This window comes from Paenibacillus sp. NAIST15-1 (genome assembly GCF_001894745.1).
Lineage (GTDB): Bacteria > Bacillota > Bacilli > Paenibacillales > Paenibacillaceae > Paenibacillus_B > Paenibacillus_B suaedae.
The window spans coordinates 715,150-735,359 of the sequence record NZ_BBYF01000003.1; the positions used below are offsets into that span (position 1 = coordinate 715,150).

Sequence of the window (20,210 nt, forward strand, 5' to 3'; positions counted from 1 at the left end):
GTGATCGTTATGGCAGTTCAATCTGCTTGTTATCTGTCGATTCCTTGTACAGCACGATCGTTTTGCCTATGACTTGAACAAGTTCGGATCCGGAGCGTGAAGCAAGCTCCCCTGCGATTTCGCGCGGATCTTCCAAACAATTGTTCAATACCGATACTTTCATCAATTCGCGTTTCTCGATTGCATCCTCAACGTGACGTACGAGTTGATCATTCATACCGCCCTTGCCTACTTGGAAAATAGGCTGCAGATGATGTGCAAGAGAGCGAAGATAGCGTTTTTGTTTACCCGTTAGCATATAAGTTTAACCTGCCTTATCTATTCATGAGTGATAGTAATGAGCCTACTCTCCATATCTGGAACGTGCGACTCCTTCGTGCCTTAATGGCTTCTGTATTAGAGTATCCACATCTTGAAATTAGGATTGCAGCGTCTCAAGTACGCGCTGCCGCATAAGCGCTGTCGGGGCCTTCAAGCCTGTCCACAATTCAAATGCGATTGCCCCTTGATGAACGAACATGCCGAGCCCATTATGAATCCGGCACCCCTTCGCCTTTGCTGCTTGCAGCAGGGCTGTCTCTAGTGGATTATAGATGATGTCACTTACAAGCATATGGGCTTGCAGCCATTCCGCGGACACGGGTGACGCCTCTATATGGGGATGCATACCGACGGAAGTTGTCTGAATGACGATGTCAACATCGTTCGGCGCAATTGCAGGCGCATCGCCCAACATAACTGCTCTTACATTGCCGAGTCCCGACAAGTCGTCCGCAAGTGACTGCGCTCGCTCCACCGTACGATTTGCAATGATGAGCTCCTTGCAGCCCTCTGTAAGAAGAGCGTGCGCAATCCCCCGAGCCGCACCGCCAGCCCCTATAATTACAATGCGGGAGGATGGGATATCTGCTTGCATCTCTTCCTTCAAGGAACGAACATATCCAAGACCATCCGTGTTGTAACCATGCAGCTTGCCGTCACGTTGGACAATCGTATTGACCGCACCAATCACCAGAGCGCTGCCATCAACCTCATCCAAATAAGCCATCACTCGCTCCTTATGCGGAATGGTAACGTTCACCCCTCCGAGACCAAGTGCGCGAATGCCTGCTACGGCATATTCAAGCTGTTCTGGCCTTACATGAAATGCAGTATATATCCCGTTCACGTCCATCGCCTGCAAGGCTGCATTGTGCATGAGCGGCGACTTGGAATGTGCAATCGGATCCCCGATTACCGCATACACCTTGGAACTGCTATTCATGTTCATTACAAGATTGTTCGAATATGATGCATCCTTATCCGGCATGAACCCCATCCCCCTGCTTATTGACTGTCTCTTCTCTTTCGAAAATTAAATTAAGGAGTGGCGTGCCAGCACCTTAACTCCCTTAGGCGCATGGATCTCAACCAGCGCGCCAGTTGTACCGTTGCACTTGATCCAGCCTAAGCCGGAAATGAACACGTCTGTCTCTCCTCCACGCCCAATGCGAAGCTGGTGCTTCGTCCATGCTGGAAGCTCGTCAATTCGTTCGCGAGTCGGTGGAGCGAGCAGCTCGCCGCGGTGATCACGATAGAGCTCGTCCGCACGTTCCAGCTTCGTCCGATGGATCGGAAGATCGTTCGACAAGTAGCAAGTGAAGGATTGACGCTCGCCTTCCACGAAATCAAATCGAGCGAACGCGCCAAAGAACAACGTTTGCCCTTCATTTAATTGGTATACCAGTGGCTTCAAAGATTTGTCCGGCAGCAGGGAAGATAAGTCCTCACGGCTCGCAAGCTCCGTCAAGCGGCTCTTGTACACAATCCCCGGTGTATCAATGATATGCTTACCATCGTCAAGCGGGATATGGATCATATCAAGCGTCGTTCCCGGGTAGCGAGAAGTGGTAAGCTCGCCGTCCAAATCGCTATAGTCCCGAATCAAGCGGTTAATTAATGTTGACTTGCCTACATTCGTTGCACCAACGACATAGACATCGCGATTGCCGCGCCACTCGGAAACCTGATCGATCAACCGGTCGAAGCCAAGATTGCGCTTCGCGCTCACGAGCGCAATGTCTACAATCCGAATGCCGTGTTCCTTCGCTTGGCGCTGTACCCAATTGATGATGCGATTCCAATTCGTTACCTTCGGCAGCAAATCGATTTTGTTCACGACGAGCAGTACTGGGTTAGTCCCCACAAATCGCTGCAAGCCGGAAATAATACTGCCGTCAAAGTCGAATAGATCGACAATGTGTATGACGAGCGCGTCTTCCTCGCCGATACGTCCCAATAGGCGAAGAAACTCGTCCTGATCGAATGCGACGGATATTGCTTCATTATAATTTTTTATCCGAAAGCAGCGCTGGCAAATTACAGGCGTCCGTTCCAACGCTTTTGCCGGCACGTACCCGGATGCTTCCGGACTCTCCGTTTGCAGAGCTGTACCGCAGCCGCTGCATTTCCGTGCCATTTGTTCTTCTGTCAATGTCGTTCCTCCTCGTGCCACATTCCTTTTTTACGAAAACGTTTCGTTACGATGCGTTCGACTCGCCGATTAATGCGTGTCATCCAACCCTCATCTTGGATTGCGATTGGATCAACTAATATCGTATACATCCCGATGCGGTTGCCTCCGAGCACATCGGTCAACATTTGATCTCCAACTACCACCGCTTGCTCAGGTGTCAGCCCCATCAGCTTCAATGCTTGATGAAAGGCCCGTTGCGAAGGCTTCCGTGCTGAATTCACAAACGGAATATTGAGCGGCGTCGCAAACCGGGATACTCGCGGATGATCGTTATTCGACACAATCACCACTTGAAACCCCATTTGCTGGGCTTGTTCAAGCCAAGCCGTTAATTCGGGCGTTGCCAAAGGTTCCTTCGCGCCTACAAGCGTATTATCCAAATCCGTAATAATTCCCTTGTATCCTTTGTCCATCAGCTCCGCAAGGTTAATATCGTACACCGTACGAACCCGAAGACGGGGAATAAGCCTTTCCAACAAAGCGGTCACCTCGTTTTCATACGAAAAACTATACCATATTCTTTGTTTTTCGTGCAAAAAAAAGCCGTTCCTATGCGGAACGACTTTCATTTGCCACATTTACGGATACATCTTCCTCGCATTGGATTCGCAAAAACAACTACTTATTGGAAAATGGTCACATGCTATATAACCTGTTATCCGATGTGTTTGTACGCCCGAATTGCTTCTTTCAGTTGCTTCACATCTGATTCCATTACAGGATGCCCGCCATACTTCGCCTGCTCGAACTTATTGACGATCACTGCCGCTGGAGCGCTTCTGCCCTCTCGCTGATCCGACCATCTCTTGGCAGCTTCACGCACAGTCTCATGCGCTCCCTTGCGCATGCCCTTCCATCTGCAATAGCTTAGCCACAAGTCTGTATGCAAAATGATCTGTTCCTTGTAGGTTAAATTACGCTTCAGCAGCCAGAAGAACCCCAGGGAGAAGCCGATCGTTCTCCATTTCCACAATAATAGAAGAAAACATACGGCCGCCATCACGATAACAATCCACTTCGCCCCCTGAACGAGCCAAGCTGGAAGTGATGCGTCTTGCCTCTCCTGCTTCGGTTCTGGCTTCTTCTCCTCTTGCTTCTCTTCCGGCTTCTGTTCTTCCTTCTTCTCTGGCTCCGGCTTCTTCTCTTCCTGTTGCAGACGCGGATAGGTGAAGCCAGGCGTCGGCTCAAACGCAACCCAGCCATAGTCACCCATGTATACTTCGACCCAGGAATGAGCCTCTGCATTCGTCACCTGATACGTGCCAGCTCCACTGTCCTGCGATTGCTCGGCCAGCTCATGAGTGGGAGCGTCCCCGTTCTGACGCGTTCCTGGTGCGTATCCCTTCACCCAGCGTGTTGGGATGCCAGCAGAACGAAGAAGAATGGCCATCGATGTTGAGAAGTGATCGCAATACCCTTCCTTGATTTCGAACAAAAAGGCATCGACGAAATCCTCGCTCTTGCGCAAGGATAAATTCGGCGCATTCGTATATCGATACTGCGTACGCAAATAATTTTCTACCTTTTTTACCTTGTCGTAATAGTTAGTTTCGTCATGTGTTAATTCCTGCGCCAAATCCTTGACTCGCTGCGGAAGCGTATTTGGAATTTGCAAATATCTCTGGAATCGATCCGCATCTGTAGATATTGTCTGTGATGACTTGCGCAAATCTTCCTCGGTAAAAATCGGGACTCGCGAAGTTAGAGTGTAGCTAGTCGGGTATTTATCTGTCTTCGGATCTTCATACCTGACTTCCCCTTCCTGCTCGTTCCAACGCAGAACCGCCTCAAGAGAATTACTAATTGACTCTACCGACTCAATCATTCCTAAACCGAATAACACGGGATACAAGTCCTTATTTTGCATCGTAATTGTTTGTTGAATCATTCTTGTAGGAATGTTTCGAGCAGGCTGATCCGCTGCTGTGAGCTGTTGTCGAAGACTAAAAATGGGATTGCGTCTTGGTGTTTTATCCCAGCCCTGTCCAGTGTACCAGTCCTTCGATTCCCCTCTCCAGTAGCCGCGCATTTCCGTTGTTACGGACATAACAGGCATATAGTCCATGTTAAAGCCATTGCCCAGCTCTGCATCCGAATGGCTGTAACCGGATGTACTCGTACGAGATCCGCTCCCGCTACCCGTCACTTTCGATACGAGATCCGACATCGGGTTATTCCCATCGCCATAGCGATTGCTCCAAGCGGTATACGGGTCAGTCAAGATTGGCTTGACTTCTGGTACACTGACCCCTACAGAAATAATGAGAGAAATCACGAACACAGCGAGCAGCCCCATTTGCAGCGGGTAACGTACGGATCCGCGCCATATGTTCGGATAGTCCGTGTTCATTTGTTTATAGTGAATACAAATGAGCCAAATCAATGACGCGCCAACAATCCACGCCACCTGCATCCACAATATTTCGTCGGTAAATGAATCCAGTATGCCGAAGATCATAATTTGGACAAGCAGCCATAAGAGAACACGCGCCTTGCCTTGCACGAGCACTACAAGAGATTCGCAACATAACCACAGTCCTAGCAGAAACCAGATGTAAGGGTGAAATTGAAGGAGCTTGTCCCACCGTTCACCACCATCTATCCATATATCAAATTGTACGAGATTCCGATACACGATATAGCATAAAGCTGGGAGGGTAATGATCAGTCTGCCTATGAATTGGCATGGGAAGAGCATAACTGCACCCCATAATCCAATCATGAACATGCGCGACATGGCTAACGTCTCGTCGTACCAATACGGTTCCAGCATGACAAGCCATTGCCAGACCATCACAATCATACAGGTCCAGATCATCCGCTCTGTCCAATAGGAGGATAACCACACTTGTATTCGATCATCTGCAGCCTTCTGTACGGTTGAGGTACGTGAAGGAGCGGAGTACGGCTGTTCCGTCTTCATGCGGCCCCACCTCCTAGAAGCTTCGGCAGATCTTGTACTTGAGACAAGGAAATGTAGTGCAAGCGCTGAGAGGCCAGCAAGCGTATAAGAGATTGACTCCTCTCGTTATGCGGGGCTGACACCTCTTCCTTCACATGAATAAAGCTCCCGGAACACCCCAGCTTCGATAATGTCCGCGTATATATCAACACATCTGAAGAGGCATGTCCGCTAATGAAAGCAAGTGAGGCTCCGTGAAGCATCGATGCATGCTCAGTAAGTGCTGCAAGCAGTTGTTCTTGCTCTTCTGATGATTCCAGCTGCACAGTAGACATCCATTGTCGAAATACAGCAATTTCTGGTTTGGCCTGATCAGCCGTCCACCAATTCAATCGCTCCCCGATAGCCGCCACATAGGTTGGGCGTTGACACTGAGCACCGTATTGTACAAGAGATGCCATCGTAGATACAGCAGCTTCAAATTTTTCATCCGCCACTGTTTTATTTCCCTCATAGGAAAGTGAACGGCAATCCAACACAACAATGATAGGCGATTGGGACTCTGGTTCGAACTGTCTTGTCTTCAACATCCCCGTCTTCGCAGTTGCATTCCAGTGAATGCGAGATAATTTATCTCCGTACACATACTCACGCACACCGTTTTGTTGTGAAGATTCTCTGTGATGACGGACAGAAGATGCTGCATGCACACCGTGACCTACCTGTCGCTCCGCGTGTGTCCACCTCGGAATAGGTATGACAGTTGGCATCACATAGAAGGCGGATGGCGCATTCAAGCTTCTACACTGCTCGAACAACCCGAACAGATCCTTAGAACTGCATATCGCTGGAGCAAATTCATAATATCCTCTTGCCAAAGACGGAGTCCGGTAAGTGACTGCAGCCGAACGGCCAGCACCTAAAACAACTGCAGACTCCATCGTATTACAGCTGCTGCCGAAGCGACAGAGCTCATCACGGACGACGAGGTAAGGAATGGGGAGCCAACCTGGTACAGTGACTCGGATGTTAACGTATAATTGCGAATTGGCGGGAAAGAAGACACCTGATCCATCGCCAAGCATTCTTGTTCCCCGTACGCTGCGAATGCCGCCAACTAACACTAAACCCCAATACACTAGCAGCACAGTCGCCATAGCTAGCAGCATGACTGACGTCTTGCCGCCTTGAAATAAGAAATAGAACAAACACGAGACGTACATGCTGGCTACAGCTATAATCGTTCGCTTGCGAGCTCCTTTGCGCTGCCACATACGTTGCGAATGATTCATATGCTACGTCCCCAATCGGATTGGTACACGAACACGCTCCGTAATACCGCTTACAATATGCTGAGCTGTAATGCCCTCCATTTTCGCCTCCATGCGCAATACAATCCGGTGCGTCAATACAAAAGGAAGCAGTTCCTTCACATCATCAGGCGTAACGAAATTCCGCTCATGCATCCATGCTCTCGCCTTCGCAGCCTGCATCAAGGCAACGGAAGCGCGCGGGCTCGCTCCGAGCAGGACATGTGCTTGTTCACGTGTAGCCCGCACGATCTCAATCATATAGGCCGCGACTGCATCATCCACATATACATTGCGAACTTCCTCCTGCATCAGCTTGATGGAGGCAATATCCGTGACAGTCTCCGCTCTCTCCGATGGCAGACCTTCCGCATGGCGAATCAGCATCGTACGCTCTGTCTGCTCATCCGGATACCCCAGCTTAAGCTTGAACATGAAACGATCCAGCTGTGCTTCCGGAAGTACATAAGTACCTTCAAATTCAATCGGATTTTGTGTTGCAAACATAACAAAAGGTGAAGGAAGAGAGAAAGTCTGCCCATCTACCGTAATATGATGTTCCTCCATTGCTTCAAGCAATGCAGATTGTGTCTTTGTAGTAGCACGGTTAATTTCGTCTACCAGCAGGACATTCGCCATGATTGGGCCCGGACGATAGACAAATTGCTGATCCTTAGGATGGAAGATGAATACACCTGTAATATCAGTTGGAAGCAAATCCGGGTTGCACTGCACTCGCCGAAATAAACCATTCATCGTACGAGCTAATGATTTGACAAGTTGCGTCTTGCCTGTCCCGGGAACATCTTCAATAAGAACGTGCCCTCCGGCCAGCATCGCTGTCAGCAGAAGTTCAATTTCTTGGGATTTACCTAAAATACATCGTTCCAATGTCGATTGCATCTTTCGCATTAGGGCATGCAATGATTGGTAGGATGACATGGCAACGACCTCCTATTGGGTTCATTCATTATTTTGTAGAAGAATTAGTAACTTTCCACGTGATAAAGTTTTAAAAATTCATGCATTTTTTCATTTTACACCATTCAAGGAATAACGTACATGTCCATTCATGGTGAATCTTGTCAAATATCTTCGTTTTATCGCTAAAACCATGGATTGTGATCACCAACAAAAAAAGCTCTGACACCATCGAAATAGCGTCAGAACTTTACATGTATCCTTATTCGATTGACGAGATCTGAATAGAACTTCCACTCATCCCTTAGGTCGAATGACAAGAGCAGCTAAAAAGGAAAACACAATCGCAGCGGAAATGCCTGCACTTGTTGTCTTGAACATACCGCTGACAGGTGCTACCCACCCGGAAGCTTTAATCTCGGTCAAGGCTCCATGTACAAGAGAGTTGCCGAAGCTCGTAATCGGAACGGTTACCCCTGCTCCTGCAAATTTAATAAGCGGCTCATACCAGCCAAGTCCGTCGATAATCGCTCCTGCGACAACAAGAATCGTCATCGTGTGCGCCGGAGTCAGCTTGGCAACATCGAACATGAGCTGACCGATTACACAGATTAACCCGCCTATGACAAATGCCCATACATATATCATCCTGCTTCATCCCTTCATTTCAATCGTTACTGCGTGTGCAATGCAAGGAATCGTCTCCCCTTGCTGGAAGGATAGCGGCGAGAGCAGTGCTCCCGTAGCAGCTACAAGCACACGTCTCAGCTTCCGTTCGCGCAAACGCTTCAGAATGTGGCCGTATGTAACGACTGCCGAGCATCCGCAGCCACTGCCCCCTGCTTGTACGGCCTGCTTGTTCAAGTCATAGACCATAAGGCCGCAATCATTGAAAGTTGTCCGCTCCATATGCAGTCCGTTCTGTTGGAACAGATCATTGGCGATCGACAGACCGATGGATGCCAAGTCGCCCGTGACAATCAAGTCATAATCCTGAGGCTTGCGATCCAGATCGCTTAAGTGAGTCTGGATCGTATCGACTGCGGCTGGAGCCATTGCCGCCCCCATATTGAATGGATCCTTAATTCCGAGATCGACAATCTTGCCGATCGTAGCTGCAATCACACGAGGCATGGATGAGTATTGCTTCTCTGCCTTGGCAACTACAGCTGCTCCAGCACCTGTTACTGTATATTGCGCCGTAGGCGGCTTCTGGGAACCATATTCGGTCGGATAGCGGAACTGCTTCTCCGCTGTGCAGTTATGGCTGCAAGTAGCTGCCATCACCTTGTTCGCATTGCCCGAATCTACAAGCAGAGAGGCAATCGCAAGCGATTCCATCGATGTCGAACAAGCACCAAATACGCCAATATAAGGAACTCCCAGGGTACGCGCTGCGAAGGAATTGCTAATAATCTGATTAAGCAAATCCCCGCCGACAAAAAAGTTCAGATCGTCCTGCGTAATATGGGAATTAACAATTGCAAGCTGCGTCGCCTGCTCCAATAGTTTACGTTCGGCTTTCTCCCAGCTTTTCTCCTGCATATCAAGCGTATCATGTATATAATCAAAGTCAGCAGCCAGCGGCCCTTCTCCTTCATCAGGACCCACAACTGTTGCCGTACCAATGATCGCTGGCTCACTCTGGAATCGCCATGTATGACGTCCGATTTGCATCCAAATCCCCCTTCCTCATGCATGCGTTCATAATGCGGCAGCAGGTCAATGCTGGAGTCCAAAGATCAAATAAATCAACGCAACGAAGAACGCCGCTACGGTTCCGAACACGACGACCGACCCTGCCAATTTGAATATGTTCGCTCCTACCCCCAGTACTAAGCCCTCACTGCGATGCTCCAATGCCGCCGAACACATGGAATTGGCAAAGCCAGTAACCGGGACGGCCGTACCCGCGCCTGCCCACTGTGCGATTTTGTCGTATACGCCGAAGCATGTAAGAATGACGGACAATAAAATTAAGGTGACGACTGTCGGGTTGCCTGCCTCCTTCTCGCTCATTCCTAAATACGTCATATATAGCTGCTGGATAACTTGTCCAATCAAACAAATCGTTCCGCCAACGAGGAACGCACGAATGCAATTTTTGCCTACCGTCCGTGCGGGCTCCCGTCGACTGGCGATTTGCTTGTACTCTTGCTCAGAAAGCGTCCAATTTCCTGATTTCCATTTCGGTGTTCCGGATTTCGTTGATGACGCCATATCTCCACCTCCTGCAACATACTTGTGTAGCATTCATCATTTCACATGCATCATCATTCCTACACAGTATTTGTCTTTCGGAGATGGAATATGTCATGTATCTCATACTGCCTTCATGCACAGCCTACAACAGTCGCTGCAGGTGCAGCAGAAGCAAGCAAATAGCGAGCAGGACGAACAGAACAAGCACAATACAGCTGAACAACGGTACCATGACCCTGTTATCCAAATTCACTCTTCCTCTCTGCATTACTGGATACGGCCCTATGCGATACATTAGTGTATGCAGTTCCTGATAATCCGCTACAAGCTAAGGAAGAATAGCCTTCAGGATGTCCATATTCGGAGGATTCGTTTATTCGCTATACAAATAAGCGCCCCCAGTCCCCACTCAGCACAGAAGCTGAGTACGGGCCTGAAAGGCGCTTACTCGTATCAACCACTATTCTATTTCGTAAATCGAATCGTTCCGAAGCATTCTGGCATGTGGAAATTAACTGCACCTGTCGGAGCCCAAGCATCATAAGTGCGAGCACCAAGCTTATCTTGATCAATTCGGAACCAGTTAAGACGGAAATGAGAGCCCACTTCTGGTGTAGTACATTCCAAATCCTCAAAGCGAATCGCCAATTCATATATCACTCTGCGTACTGGAACATTGACATACGACACAGAGGATAGCAGATGCTCGGCATTCCATTCCGGATGGAAGCCCTTCGGTTCGCCAGGATTGTTCGTAATGTAAGCATCGAATATCACATTATGCGGACTTACATTAAATTCATAATAAGCTCGGCCATCCCCGTCAGGATCAATGAAGCACTCTACTACATCCGCCTCGTACAAAGGATCATCCCGGTCAGTATATGGGCTGACGATGTAATCATCCTCGCATTCAAATTGCATATGGAACGTCGTATCTGTCCAGCAAGCCCTCACCTTCGTCTGTTGGCGTGGAGCTGCCCCCGTTACTACATCTACTAGCTCTACCGAATCCGTTAAGCTCCAATCTGGCGTACCGCTTGGCATATAGGTACATGGATAGTCCAGCGGTCTACGCAAATCATTCTCTGTATGTTGCATTCCTTGATGCTTAGCCGATGTCATTCGCTCTCTCTCCTTATGCTCTATCATTGTTGTCCTAGCACAAGTGTAATCGATTTCGAGTTAAATAGGTATCACGTGTTAGCCAACAAGCAATAGAAAATGTCGCACATATAGAATAGGTTGTGAATAATAAGAGATTGCGACATCGTGCTCCATCCGCTCACACCAAAAAGAGCCGCAAGGCAATCCTCGCAGCTCTGTACGGTTTCTCGATTTCTTCATGACCAGGCTCAGCTCTTATTCGTAATAGATCAATCTCGCTTCACTTTATAAAACTCATGATACAGCTTCATAAGCGCCCGCTTCTCTATCCGTGACACATACGAACGCGAGATGCCTAATTCCTTCGCAATCTCCCGCTGTGTTCGCTCATCGCCGCCTCCATCTAATCCGAACCGCCCCCGGATAACCTCCTGCTCCCGTTCATCCAATATATCCAGATTGCGATATATTTTGCTTTTCTCGATCTTAAGCTGCACCTTCTCGACAACCTCATCACTTTCCGTGCCAAGTATGTCAATTAATGTAATTTCATTACCTTCCTTGTCAGTCCCTATCGGATCGTGCAGCGATACATCCTTGCGTGTCTTCTTCAGCGAACGAAGATGCATCAAAATTTCATTTTCTATACAGCGAGCTGCGAAAGTAGCCAGCTTCGTCCCCTTATTCGGCTGAAAGCTCTCGATCGCTTTAATCAATCCAATCGTGCCGATCGAGATCAGATCCTCAAGATCCTCGCCGGTATTATCGAACTTCTTCACGATGTGGGCAACAAGCCTTAAGTTATGTTCAACTAACATATTTCTCGAATGTGCATTCCCTTCTGCCATAAGAAGCAGGTGCTTTGTCTCCTCTTCCTCTGCCAACGGCTGCGGAAACGCATTGTTCTTCACGTATGAGACGAGCAGCGATATTTGCTTAATGAAGAGTGCGATCGCCGTGAATAATCCCGTCATGTAATAGCCACCTCCAGAAGTCTGACGACATTGTGTTCTGCATCTTGCGCCTGTTCATTCTCGATTCTCTTTCACAGTTGTGGCGCAGTGATACATTGTATGTAGGCGGTGGCCTATACGTGCATGTACGAGGAAAGCTGTATTTTCCCTCGTTGTTCAAGGTTGGATATGAGCTCCAAAAAGTAAATGTCCATAGGTTGTAAAATCTGAGGTTTTGCATCCTCTGACATCAGATATGCGATCATTCAGGATCAGGAGGGATTCCAGCTCGAAGTACATGGAGCATAGCTTATTTTAAAACAATGTTATTTAAGAGATTTTCCAAAGCGTATTTCTCCCTACTAACAATTTCATCCATACTCGATACTACTTTATCTAAAAGGGAACTATTTTGAGTCATGTTAAATTTTATTAACCTGAAAAGATTAGTTTCACATTTATTTTTAACTGCAGAGTAATCGTCATAAATCAAACCAGAATTTTCAAGGAATCCTAACTTCTCCATGAATTGAATACGTTGCAACATTAACTTTTTATGTTCAAAAAGAGTATGAAATGCTCTTAGATCACATTCTTTATGCACTGCTTTTAGGTAATCTCTCATATAATTATATACATTTATTCCAAAAACATAATTTTTACGGTAATGTTCAGGCTCACGTGGTGTAGATTTACCAACAAGATAATCATTGATTGAATCAATAACCAAATCAATGTTGAATTCATAAATTACTTTGGGATTTATGTTATATAATCTTACACATCCATTAAAACCTAAATAATCCTCGTCAGCATTTTTTAAAGATGAATACGCTTTCTGTAATTCGTAAAAGGAACATGTATTATATGCATAAATTCCGTGTTTGAAATTGTCAGCAATATTAAATTTCTTTAACGATTTATTGTATCCGAAAACAAATAAATCGTGTGTAAAAGATTGCTTTTTGTATGCCCATGATGCTGATATATAGTACTCATCTACAATTAGATAAATATAGTATCCTAAATTAATACAATCTATAATAAATCCAACTATATCGTTGTTCCATTTATTCCTAATGAAGGTTTTATTAATAATTTGTTCTGTTATAAAAGGACATTCATGAGCATAACCAGTGGGAAAATAAATAGTTGGTTTCTGTGGGTTATTAACTAATTGTATATAATTACTTAATATCCAAGGAGATGCTTCGGGGACATTTGATATTACAGATAATAGGTTTGAGTATACGGGATATGAGGAGAGAATTGGAGGTGACATAGGTAATATCTTTTCATTTGAAATATTTGACGTGCTACTTGTCATATTATTTCTCCCCTTCAATTGTGATAACATTTAATTGTATTGATTCCATGTTTGTGATATATTGGATGGTTAAAAGCACAGGTTTCGATTTAAGTTCAGATTCCTCCTTAATTTTATTATGAACTAGAATCTAATTCACTTTCAATATGTTTTTCCGATCATCATACAGATGCTCATCTCCCTTGGCTTGCTCATTCATCTCGGACACATCATTCCCTTACGACCATCAAGACTGATTCAAAAGAAAAAGCCACGGATCACAGCGTGGAAATAACACTGCGTCCATGGCTTTGTTTTCGAAATATCAGTTCTTTTTGCTATAGTCGAATGTAAACTTCACGGGTGTGGACATTCCCTCTATCCAGAGATAGGCGTCGTTCGTTCCCTTTAGATTCCCGACAAGCTTAATCGAAAATTGGAATTTCCCCGTTTCCGAGCTTGTTGTATGGCCTTCGTACCGGACTTTCCCTTTCGAATCGAGCACTTTCAAATTCACTTTGGACTGGCTTCCATTCATCACCAGACCATCGATCGTTAATTTCCCTGCATCGACATCTATCACAGCTCTTGCGCCCTCAATCGGTGTGACCGTACCGCCTCCAGAAAGATTATAAACTCCAAATTCATAGAAGGAATAGCCGTATTCCGTATTTTTTTGAACGCCTTGGAATTTGACGTATCTAGCTGTGGCTGGATCAAAATGAACGGTTTCTTTTCCAGCATGCGCAGTAATGATTCCGTTATTGTCCTTAATTACACTGATCCAATTCTGATTATCATCGGAGACAAGGAGTTTGTAGGTTTTAGCTCGGGCATTCTCCCAGTCGATACTAACCGTATCGAATTCTTTGGATTCGCCAAGATCGACTTGGAACCAAGTGTCATCCACATAGGCGCTCGACCATCTTGTCGAAGAGAATCCGTCTACAGCATTTTCCGGCGCCAATCTCGCAAGGGAGCCTTCTACGGAAGATGCAGTCGCTGGTTTATTTTCGGCCAGATTACCAACGAGGCTATAAACCTCTTCTTTCAACGCGGCGTAAGCCGTATCCGAAATGATATGGTCTGCCCATAATTGATCTAGTTTCACATTGAAGCCTTTTAGGTACTTGTCAACCTGGCCCGCTTCTGTTCCTTCAAAGCGTTTCATCAGTTCCAAATAATTGTTCAGCGAACGAGGGGCTTCGGCCGTCGTAAACTGATTCTGTTCTGCGAATCGATCCACATGTGCTTTCATCGTATCGGCCGTCGACACCGCTCTGATGATGTAAGTAGTCGTCTTGGATTTCGCAGCGGCTACAGTGACGACCAGTTGATGTTTATCCGGTTTTCCCGCCAGATCAAATGGTGTTCCCGGGATGTAAGGTTTACCATCCATCAAGACCGTTACCTTCGCCAATCCGCTTCCATCGTCATCTTTGATTTTCCACGTAATCTGAAGGGTCTCCGTATCCGGTATGGCCATATCGCCATTTAACTTTTGTCCGTTGATGAATATGTCCGCCTCCGGCGCCGGGCTATTGTGGACGACGTATGTTCCGTTTAAATATTGATACAGCCAGTCATACATTAAACGCAAACTTGGATCCTTGCTTACTCCTAAGTTGTAAACGGCATTATTTCCTTGGTAATAAGCTCTAAAGCCATTTTGCATCAATCCCGTTTCAACACCGCTGTTCAAGTATTCGATAAAACGCTCGCGGAGTACGGCGTCCGTCAGCATCCCGTCATCAAACTCGACTTCATTCCCCATCCTGTACCGCTTTGCATTATTCGCAGCATCCTCCAGACGGTCAACATCCATTCCACCGAAGAAGTAATTCGGCTGATAAGCAGCAGCATCTATTCCAACGTCTTTCCACATATACATTTTGTATGCCAAAGAGTGAGGAATCCAGAACACCTTCAAATTCATGGCATGCACTTTTTCACTCATCATTCGAGCCACGTCTGGTCCCGTTTCACCTATATCGATTTGTTCTGGCAGCCAGTACATACCAACAAGCTCAAGATTTGAATAGTTCGCAGCATCCCATCTTTGCTGAACCTGATCGAGCCACCACTGTATCGCTTTCCCCCTGTTTTCAAGCGCTTTATCTCTGCCGACAACGGATTCGTTAAAATTCAAGGAACCAGTACCGTCAACGTCACCAAAATCGGTTAAAGATCCTCCTGGATCCGGAATCATTAACACAACCTTCTCTTTATAATCAGGCTGGTTCAGCTTGGCTCCGACTTCCTTGGTAGCCTCATTCAAGTTCTGCATATCCCCCGTGGACGCAAATGTTTTATCCAAATACCATTTCCAGTCTTCTAAGTTCGTTTGCCCTAGACCGTAATCACGGCCAGCAGGTGAAGCAAGCCCGAGATATAAAACGCCATCAAAAAGCCAATCGGTAGGCTCGCCATCCTTATTCACATAACTGATGTTAGGAATAATCCGCTCCTTGCTCCAATCACCCAAACCATTTGCATACTGTCCGTTATACAGTAAATTCAGGTTTCGGATACCAGCTGTCGCTTCACTCGGCTCTAAAAAATGAGGCTGCTCAGTAGGAACGGTTACTGCCCCGTCTACCTTGCCGTCCGTACCCGTTATTTCAATTTCGTCAATGTATTCCCATTGTGAAGGATGCATCGTAAAGATGATTTTCACGTAACGGGCATAAGCCAGCTTGCCATCTGTTTTCCCGCCATTGATTCCGTCTCGGCTTCCGTCCCATGTAAACGTCTCCTGTCTAGGAGGCCCTGATCCCCAGAGCAGCTGAGTGGCGTTATGAGAGAGCAATCCCCAATTCTCCTTATCGTCGGAAACATACATCGATACCTCTAACGGCACGAGGATAGAGTTTGTGGGGAAATCCTGAAAAAAGCGGGCTGATATCTTGCCGATCGACTTTGCCTCGCCCAAATCGAACACGACTTCACGTGCTTTTCCGCGCACATGTCCTACCCACGCCGGGTCATTCCTATCCAACTTTCCATATTTCCCATCTGTAAGCTTATAGCCGTCGTCCGGATGCGATGCGTCCGGCTGTTCAGACCATTCATAGGGAAGACCTAACGCAAGATTGCGGAATTTCATCTGATCCTCTGATGATGCTGCTTTTTGATATACGTCCTGTGTTTGATTAGCCTGATCCATAGCTGTCCCTCCGTCATCCGTTGGTTGTTCCGGTAAGGTTTGTGGATTTCCCGCGTCATTCCCTTCTGTCTGGATCGCATCTCCCGTCTCTGTGATGGTCACTGTCGGAATAGTTGACTTCGCCTGCACCACAGAAACTGAGGTAATCAGCAATAAAGCTGCAATCAGAACCGATCCCCATTTTTTATTCGATTTCATTAATTCAGCTCCTTTTCTTATATTATTAAGTACTGAAATTCCAGAAACCTTTCACCACTTCCTTTGTTCTAGACGAACTCTCGATTTTTGATCCCCCCTTTCGCAGCATCCGGCATAAACCATTTAGGGAGCACTTGCAGAAACAGGCACCCAAAACCCGAAAACGAATGAGTAGAAGCTGAGTAAAAACGTACTGCGTACCAGCCTTCAAACAATAGCTTCAAGACCAATTTAGTTAGCGCTTTCAAAACAGAAAAAAATATTTCGCCTGTAGATCATTTTGAACGCGATCACGACCCTATACATTGAAATATGACTGTAATTTCTTCCGCATGGGTTCATGATAGAGGGGGACTTGCAGGAGAACAAGCAACATAATTTGATACACTACGCAATTTTTTTCATACGCCATACGAGAACTACTGTCTGTGAAAATACGTAAACTGACATTTAAAAAAAGGCCAAGTCCGAACTGGACACGGCCTATAAGAACCTATATCATTCCACGTGAAATCATTGATTTGAATCAGGTATAGTCACTTCAGTTGGAAGATCCTCATCGTTCATCTTTGTATGGATTTCGGAAGCCGTGTTGCCAGCAATAAATTGGGCGTCCGCCCAATCGGCGTGATCGTTGCCATTTCCATCGCCGGCATCGGTAACGATTAACTTTAATTGTTTTCTGCCACTAACATCAACATCAACAAACTTGGCCAGAGTGTCTCTTTTCATCGTCCCGCTGTCAAATAATAATTCACCATCGGCCCATACTTGAAAAACTATGGATCCGCTATCGTTATTGTGTGATTCGTGATCTAGGCCTACGTAGCTTTGAAAGCGACCATACCCTCTCCCGGCAATGTCGTAAATGATTTCTGAAATAGCATGCGTTCCAATTCCTTTATCATAGGTAACAATGCCCGAATCAGTTAACAATTTAATCGGGTTCTCTCCGACACTAGCATCTCGATGAATCGTTCCCCAGCCAGTCGTCGCATAAATCCACGGAAGGTCGCTTACATACAATTGTGGAGTGACGTTAAAATGAATCTTATACGTTTTCGTCACTGATCCATCTGCCGAGGTGGCGGTAATCACGGTAGTACCCGGAAGTTGTTCAGCCGGTGAAATATCTACCTTAACATCATTATTGGCCGGAATGACTTCCACCGTAGGTACATCCGATATCGTACCTTCCAAATATGTCATGTAATAATCTGTAGTTACTTGATCAAAACCTGATAAGGATTCCCCGTTGATCTTGATGTCATCTACTAACACCTCTTTCAACAGCTTCGCTCCAGCCCAATCAGCATGATCCGCACCATTGCCAACGCCACCGTCCATTACTTCCAACATAAGAACATCGACATTGGAAACATCAACATTGACATGCTGGACATCCGCGTTATCTTTCATTACACCGCTATCATAGAGCTTTTCCCCGTCTCCCCACACTTGAAAGATGACAGAGCCCCCATGAGTTTCACCGTCTAGTCCAATATCAGAAATAAACCTTGAAAAGTTTTTACCAATATAAAATGAAGCTTTAGAGTATGCATGGACACCCAATCCTTTTTCATACCCTTTACCGTTCAGAGTGATCATTTTGCCATCTCCTTGATAGTTCCCACCGACACTTGTATCCCTTTCAATCGGACCCCAGCCGTTCGAAACGTTGCCAAAAAATTGCATGTCGCTTAGAAATGCATTTTCTGTCGGAGGGGCGGACGGGATTTGTACGGATAATCCTGAGCGTACATGCCCCTGATTTCCCCCACCAGAATCGAACATGACATCCGCTGTAAGATGACTCCAGCCAGCCTCAGCGTCTTGAGGCGCCGTCACCTTCCAACTCACCTTAACGGAATTGTTTTTGCCTTCCGGTGGCATGGTTTTAAATGTGGTGTCCGAACCGGGGATAACTTTCCATCCTTCCGGTACATTTAGTTTGAGATCCAGGTTATGAACAGCGTTTCTACCATAATTGGTCATCGTTGTTATGATCGTTTTGGTTTCACCTGGGGCTATTAAAGAAGGACCGTCAAACGATATACCAACAGCGGCAGGCACCTCGTTTGGTGTCCCCGGTGTAACACGGTAGGTAACCGCTGAAAATGGTTCAACATCGGAGAAGATTTTGCTGGCATAACTCAATTTTTGGCCAGTCCAATAGTCTTCAGCCAAATAAACCGAGGCATGTTTGAAACCTAATTTTTCCGGCTCAGCACTGATTGTTGTCGCGGCAGTAGTCCGGTTGACCAATGTAATCATTTTGCTTCCGTCAGATAACGATTTCACCCAAATTTCTTTGCCGTCATTATTGATAACACGCTTAAATCCGTCAGTTGAAACCTCATTTTTCGTTCCCGGACTGATGCGATACATCATAATTCCGTGAGCCGGAACAGAAGCACTGATTTTGTCTGTGGTCGATACCGTTTCATGTGCCCAGAGATTCCGAACCGTATAAGTTTTCTTGTCGACAGAGAATGGTATGCCCAATTGACTAAGACTTATCTCCACATTTAACGCAGCATTGCTTGAGTTGAAGAACACCACGGCTTTGTCCCCATTGGCCATCGGTTTCAACAATACCATACTACCGTCGTTTTTCTGCTTGATGGGACGTCCCTGTAGCCCGATTGGATCCTGATTCACCGCAATCACTTCACGATTGGTGTAAATATCCATAATTTCTTTGGAGGCATTCAGTAAATCGGTACCCGCGAGCAATGGCGAAGCCATTATGGACCAAAGACTAAATTCGGTACGATATTCTTCTAGACTCATGCCCCCGTTACCGATTTCCAACATATCAGCATCATTCCAATAGCCCGGACCGGCGTACGGATACAGTTCAACATTCTTAAGGAAAACGACTAACATCCTTAGATACGAATCACTAATATCACCGATTGTCCGCCACAGATTGCCCACCTGCTTGCCCCATAACCACGGATCATCGCCTCCTCCAACGCTCATACTGAAAACAATGTCCCGTCCTGTAGCCGCAAGCGCATCACGCATCTTCTCATAGCGTTCCTGTATCGGTCGACCCTGAGGATCGCCACAATTATCATACTTTAAATAGTCGATTCCCCACTCGGCAAAACTTTGGGCATCTTTCTCTTCATAATTGAGACTCCCCGGATACCACGCACAAGTCGTGGTACCTGCGCTTGCGTAGATACCAATTTTCAGACCGAGAGAGTGAACATAATCGGCGACTTCCTTAATCCCGTCTGGAAACTTTGCCGGATCGGGAACCAAATTGCCGTTTTCATCGCGCTGACTAAGCATCCAACAATCATCGAGGTTAACGTATTGATAGCCCGCTTCTTTCATCCCGGATTCTACCATCTTTTTAGCCGTTTCCTTCACGAGAACGGCATTCACGTCACAATGAAAGGCGTTCCAACCGTTCCAGCCCATCGGAGGTGTTTCCGCAAGCCCATTGTCAAGCGCAAAGGCCTGCGAATAATTGAACCCAAACAAACCAATGCACAGCACAAACAATAACAAGAGCTTTGCCAACGACTTTTGAAACCGGGAGTTGTTCATTATAACTATCATCCTTTCTTTTATTTTTTCTCGTACGGATTGTCAAATGCAACAGTCAGTATAAGT

17 protein-coding genes are annotated in these 20,210 nt (G+C 46.4%); 1 reads left to right on the forward strand and 16 read right to left on the reverse strand.

Annotated elements, in window-relative coordinates; all coding sequences use genetic code 11:
• Positions 1 to 7 precede the first annotated feature (7 nt).
• The 10 genes from yhbY to spoVAC all read right to left on the reverse strand — a co-directional run bounded on the left by yhbY (position 8) and on the right by spoVAC (position 9,868).
• Entirely contained in the window at positions 8 to 298 is a 291-nt protein-coding gene (yhbY, locus tag PBN151_RS10935; protein ID WP_072728928.1) for a ribosome assembly RNA-binding protein YhbY, read from the reverse strand.
• A gap of 120 nt (positions 299 to 418) precedes the next feature.
• Positions 419 to 1,309, reverse strand: a complete 891-nt coding sequence (aroE, locus tag PBN151_RS10940) for a shikimate dehydrogenase (RefSeq protein WP_072728929.1) — start codon at positions 1,307 to 1,309, stop codon at positions 419 to 421.
• A 45-nt stretch (positions 1,310 to 1,354) separates the two neighbouring features.
• Positions 1,355 to 2,458: a ribosome biogenesis GTPase YqeH gene (gene yqeH / locus PBN151_RS10945; protein ID WP_036618494.1), complete on the reverse strand. Its 1,104-nt coding sequence runs from the start codon at positions 2,456 to 2,458 to the stop codon at positions 1,355 to 1,357.
• 11 nt (positions 2,459 to 2,469) lie between these two features.
• Complete coding sequence (locus tag PBN151_RS10950; RefSeq protein ID WP_028531308.1) at positions 2,470 to 2,994, reverse strand: YqeG family HAD IIIA-type phosphatase; 525 nt, start codon at positions 2,992 to 2,994, stop codon at positions 2,470 to 2,472.
• 176 nt (positions 2,995 to 3,170) lie between these two features.
• A complete protein-coding gene (locus PBN151_RS10955) occupies positions 3,171 to 5,438 on the reverse strand; it encodes a transglutaminase TgpA family protein (RefSeq protein WP_072728930.1) in 2,268 nt (755 codons plus the stop codon).
• A complete protein-coding gene (locus tag PBN151_RS10960) occupies positions 5,435 to 6,709 on the reverse strand; it encodes a DUF58 domain-containing protein (protein WP_072728931.1) in 1,275 nt (424 codons plus the stop codon). The genes PBN151_RS10955 and PBN151_RS10960 overlap by 4 nt, the downstream gene beginning before the upstream one ends.
• Before the next feature lie 3 nt (positions 6,710 to 6,712).
• Complete coding sequence (locus PBN151_RS10965; RefSeq protein WP_072728932.1) at positions 6,713 to 7,669, reverse strand: AAA family ATPase; 957 nt, start codon at positions 7,667 to 7,669, stop codon at positions 6,713 to 6,715.
• A gap of 276 nt (positions 7,670 to 7,945) precedes the next feature.
• Positions 7,946 to 8,296, reverse strand: a complete 351-nt coding sequence (gene spoVAE / locus PBN151_RS10970) for a stage V sporulation protein AE (RefSeq protein ID WP_021256860.1) — start codon at positions 8,294 to 8,296, stop codon at positions 7,946 to 7,948.
• Positions 8,297 to 8,302: 6 nt separating this feature from the next.
• Positions 8,303 to 9,325 (reverse strand): stage V sporulation protein AD, encoded by a 1,023-nt coding sequence (gene spoVAD, locus PBN151_RS10975; RefSeq protein ID WP_021256861.1) that lies wholly within the window; start codon positions 9,323 to 9,325, stop codon positions 8,303 to 8,305.
• Positions 9,326 to 9,370: 45 nt separating this feature from the next.
• Entirely contained in the window at positions 9,371 to 9,868 is a 498-nt protein-coding gene (gene spoVAC / locus PBN151_RS10980) for a stage V sporulation protein AC (protein ID WP_021256862.1), read from the reverse strand.
• Between the two features lie 115 nt (positions 9,869 to 9,983).
• Between spoVAC and PBN151_RS31220 the strand changes: the two genes are divergently transcribed.
• Positions 9,984 to 10,148 carry a hypothetical protein gene (locus PBN151_RS31220; protein ID WP_175560681.1) on the forward strand — a complete coding sequence of 55 codons (165 nt, stop codon included), beginning with the start codon at positions 9,984 to 9,986 and terminating at the stop codon, positions 10,146 to 10,148.
• Positions 10,149 to 10,315: 167 nt separating this feature from the next.
• Here the strand turns inward: PBN151_RS31220 and PBN151_RS10985 are convergent, their stop codons facing one another.
• The 6 genes from PBN151_RS10985 to PBN151_RS11010 all read right to left on the reverse strand — a co-directional run bounded on the left by PBN151_RS10985 (position 10,316) and on the right by PBN151_RS11010 (position 20,144).
• Positions 10,316 to 10,975: a carbohydrate-binding family 9-like protein gene (locus PBN151_RS10985; RefSeq protein WP_072728933.1), complete on the reverse strand. Its 660-nt coding sequence runs from the start codon at positions 10,973 to 10,975 to the stop codon at positions 10,316 to 10,318.
• 78 nt (positions 10,976 to 11,053) lie between these two features.
• Positions 11,054 to 11,197, reverse strand: coding sequence for a hypothetical protein (locus tag PBN151_RS31225; RefSeq protein ID WP_175560682.1), 144 nt, complete (start codon positions 11,195 to 11,197; stop codon positions 11,054 to 11,056).
• A gap of 29 nt (positions 11,198 to 11,226) precedes the next feature.
• The gene (gene sigK, locus PBN151_RS10990) at positions 11,227 to 11,931 is read right to left on the reverse strand and encodes an RNA polymerase sporulation sigma factor SigK (RefSeq protein ID WP_072728934.1); all 705 of its coding nucleotides are present in this window, start codon (positions 11,929 to 11,931) and stop codon (positions 11,227 to 11,229) included.
• A gap of 289 nt (positions 11,932 to 12,220) precedes the next feature.
• Positions 12,221 to 13,237 carry a hypothetical protein gene (locus PBN151_RS10995; RefSeq protein ID WP_072728935.1) on the reverse strand — a complete coding sequence of 339 codons (1,017 nt, stop codon included), beginning with the start codon at positions 13,235 to 13,237 and terminating at the stop codon, positions 12,221 to 12,223.
• 304 nt (positions 13,238 to 13,541) lie between these two features.
• Positions 13,542 to 16,580, reverse strand: coding sequence for a DUF4855 domain-containing protein (locus PBN151_RS30405; RefSeq protein WP_083545088.1), 3,039 nt, complete (start codon positions 16,578 to 16,580; stop codon positions 13,542 to 13,544).
• A gap of 513 nt (positions 16,581 to 17,093) precedes the next feature.
• Positions 17,094 to 20,144, reverse strand: coding sequence for an NPCBM/NEW2 domain-containing protein (locus tag PBN151_RS11010; RefSeq protein WP_072728936.1), 3,051 nt, complete (start codon positions 20,142 to 20,144; stop codon positions 17,094 to 17,096).
• Positions 20,145 to 20,210 lie beyond the last annotated feature (66 nt).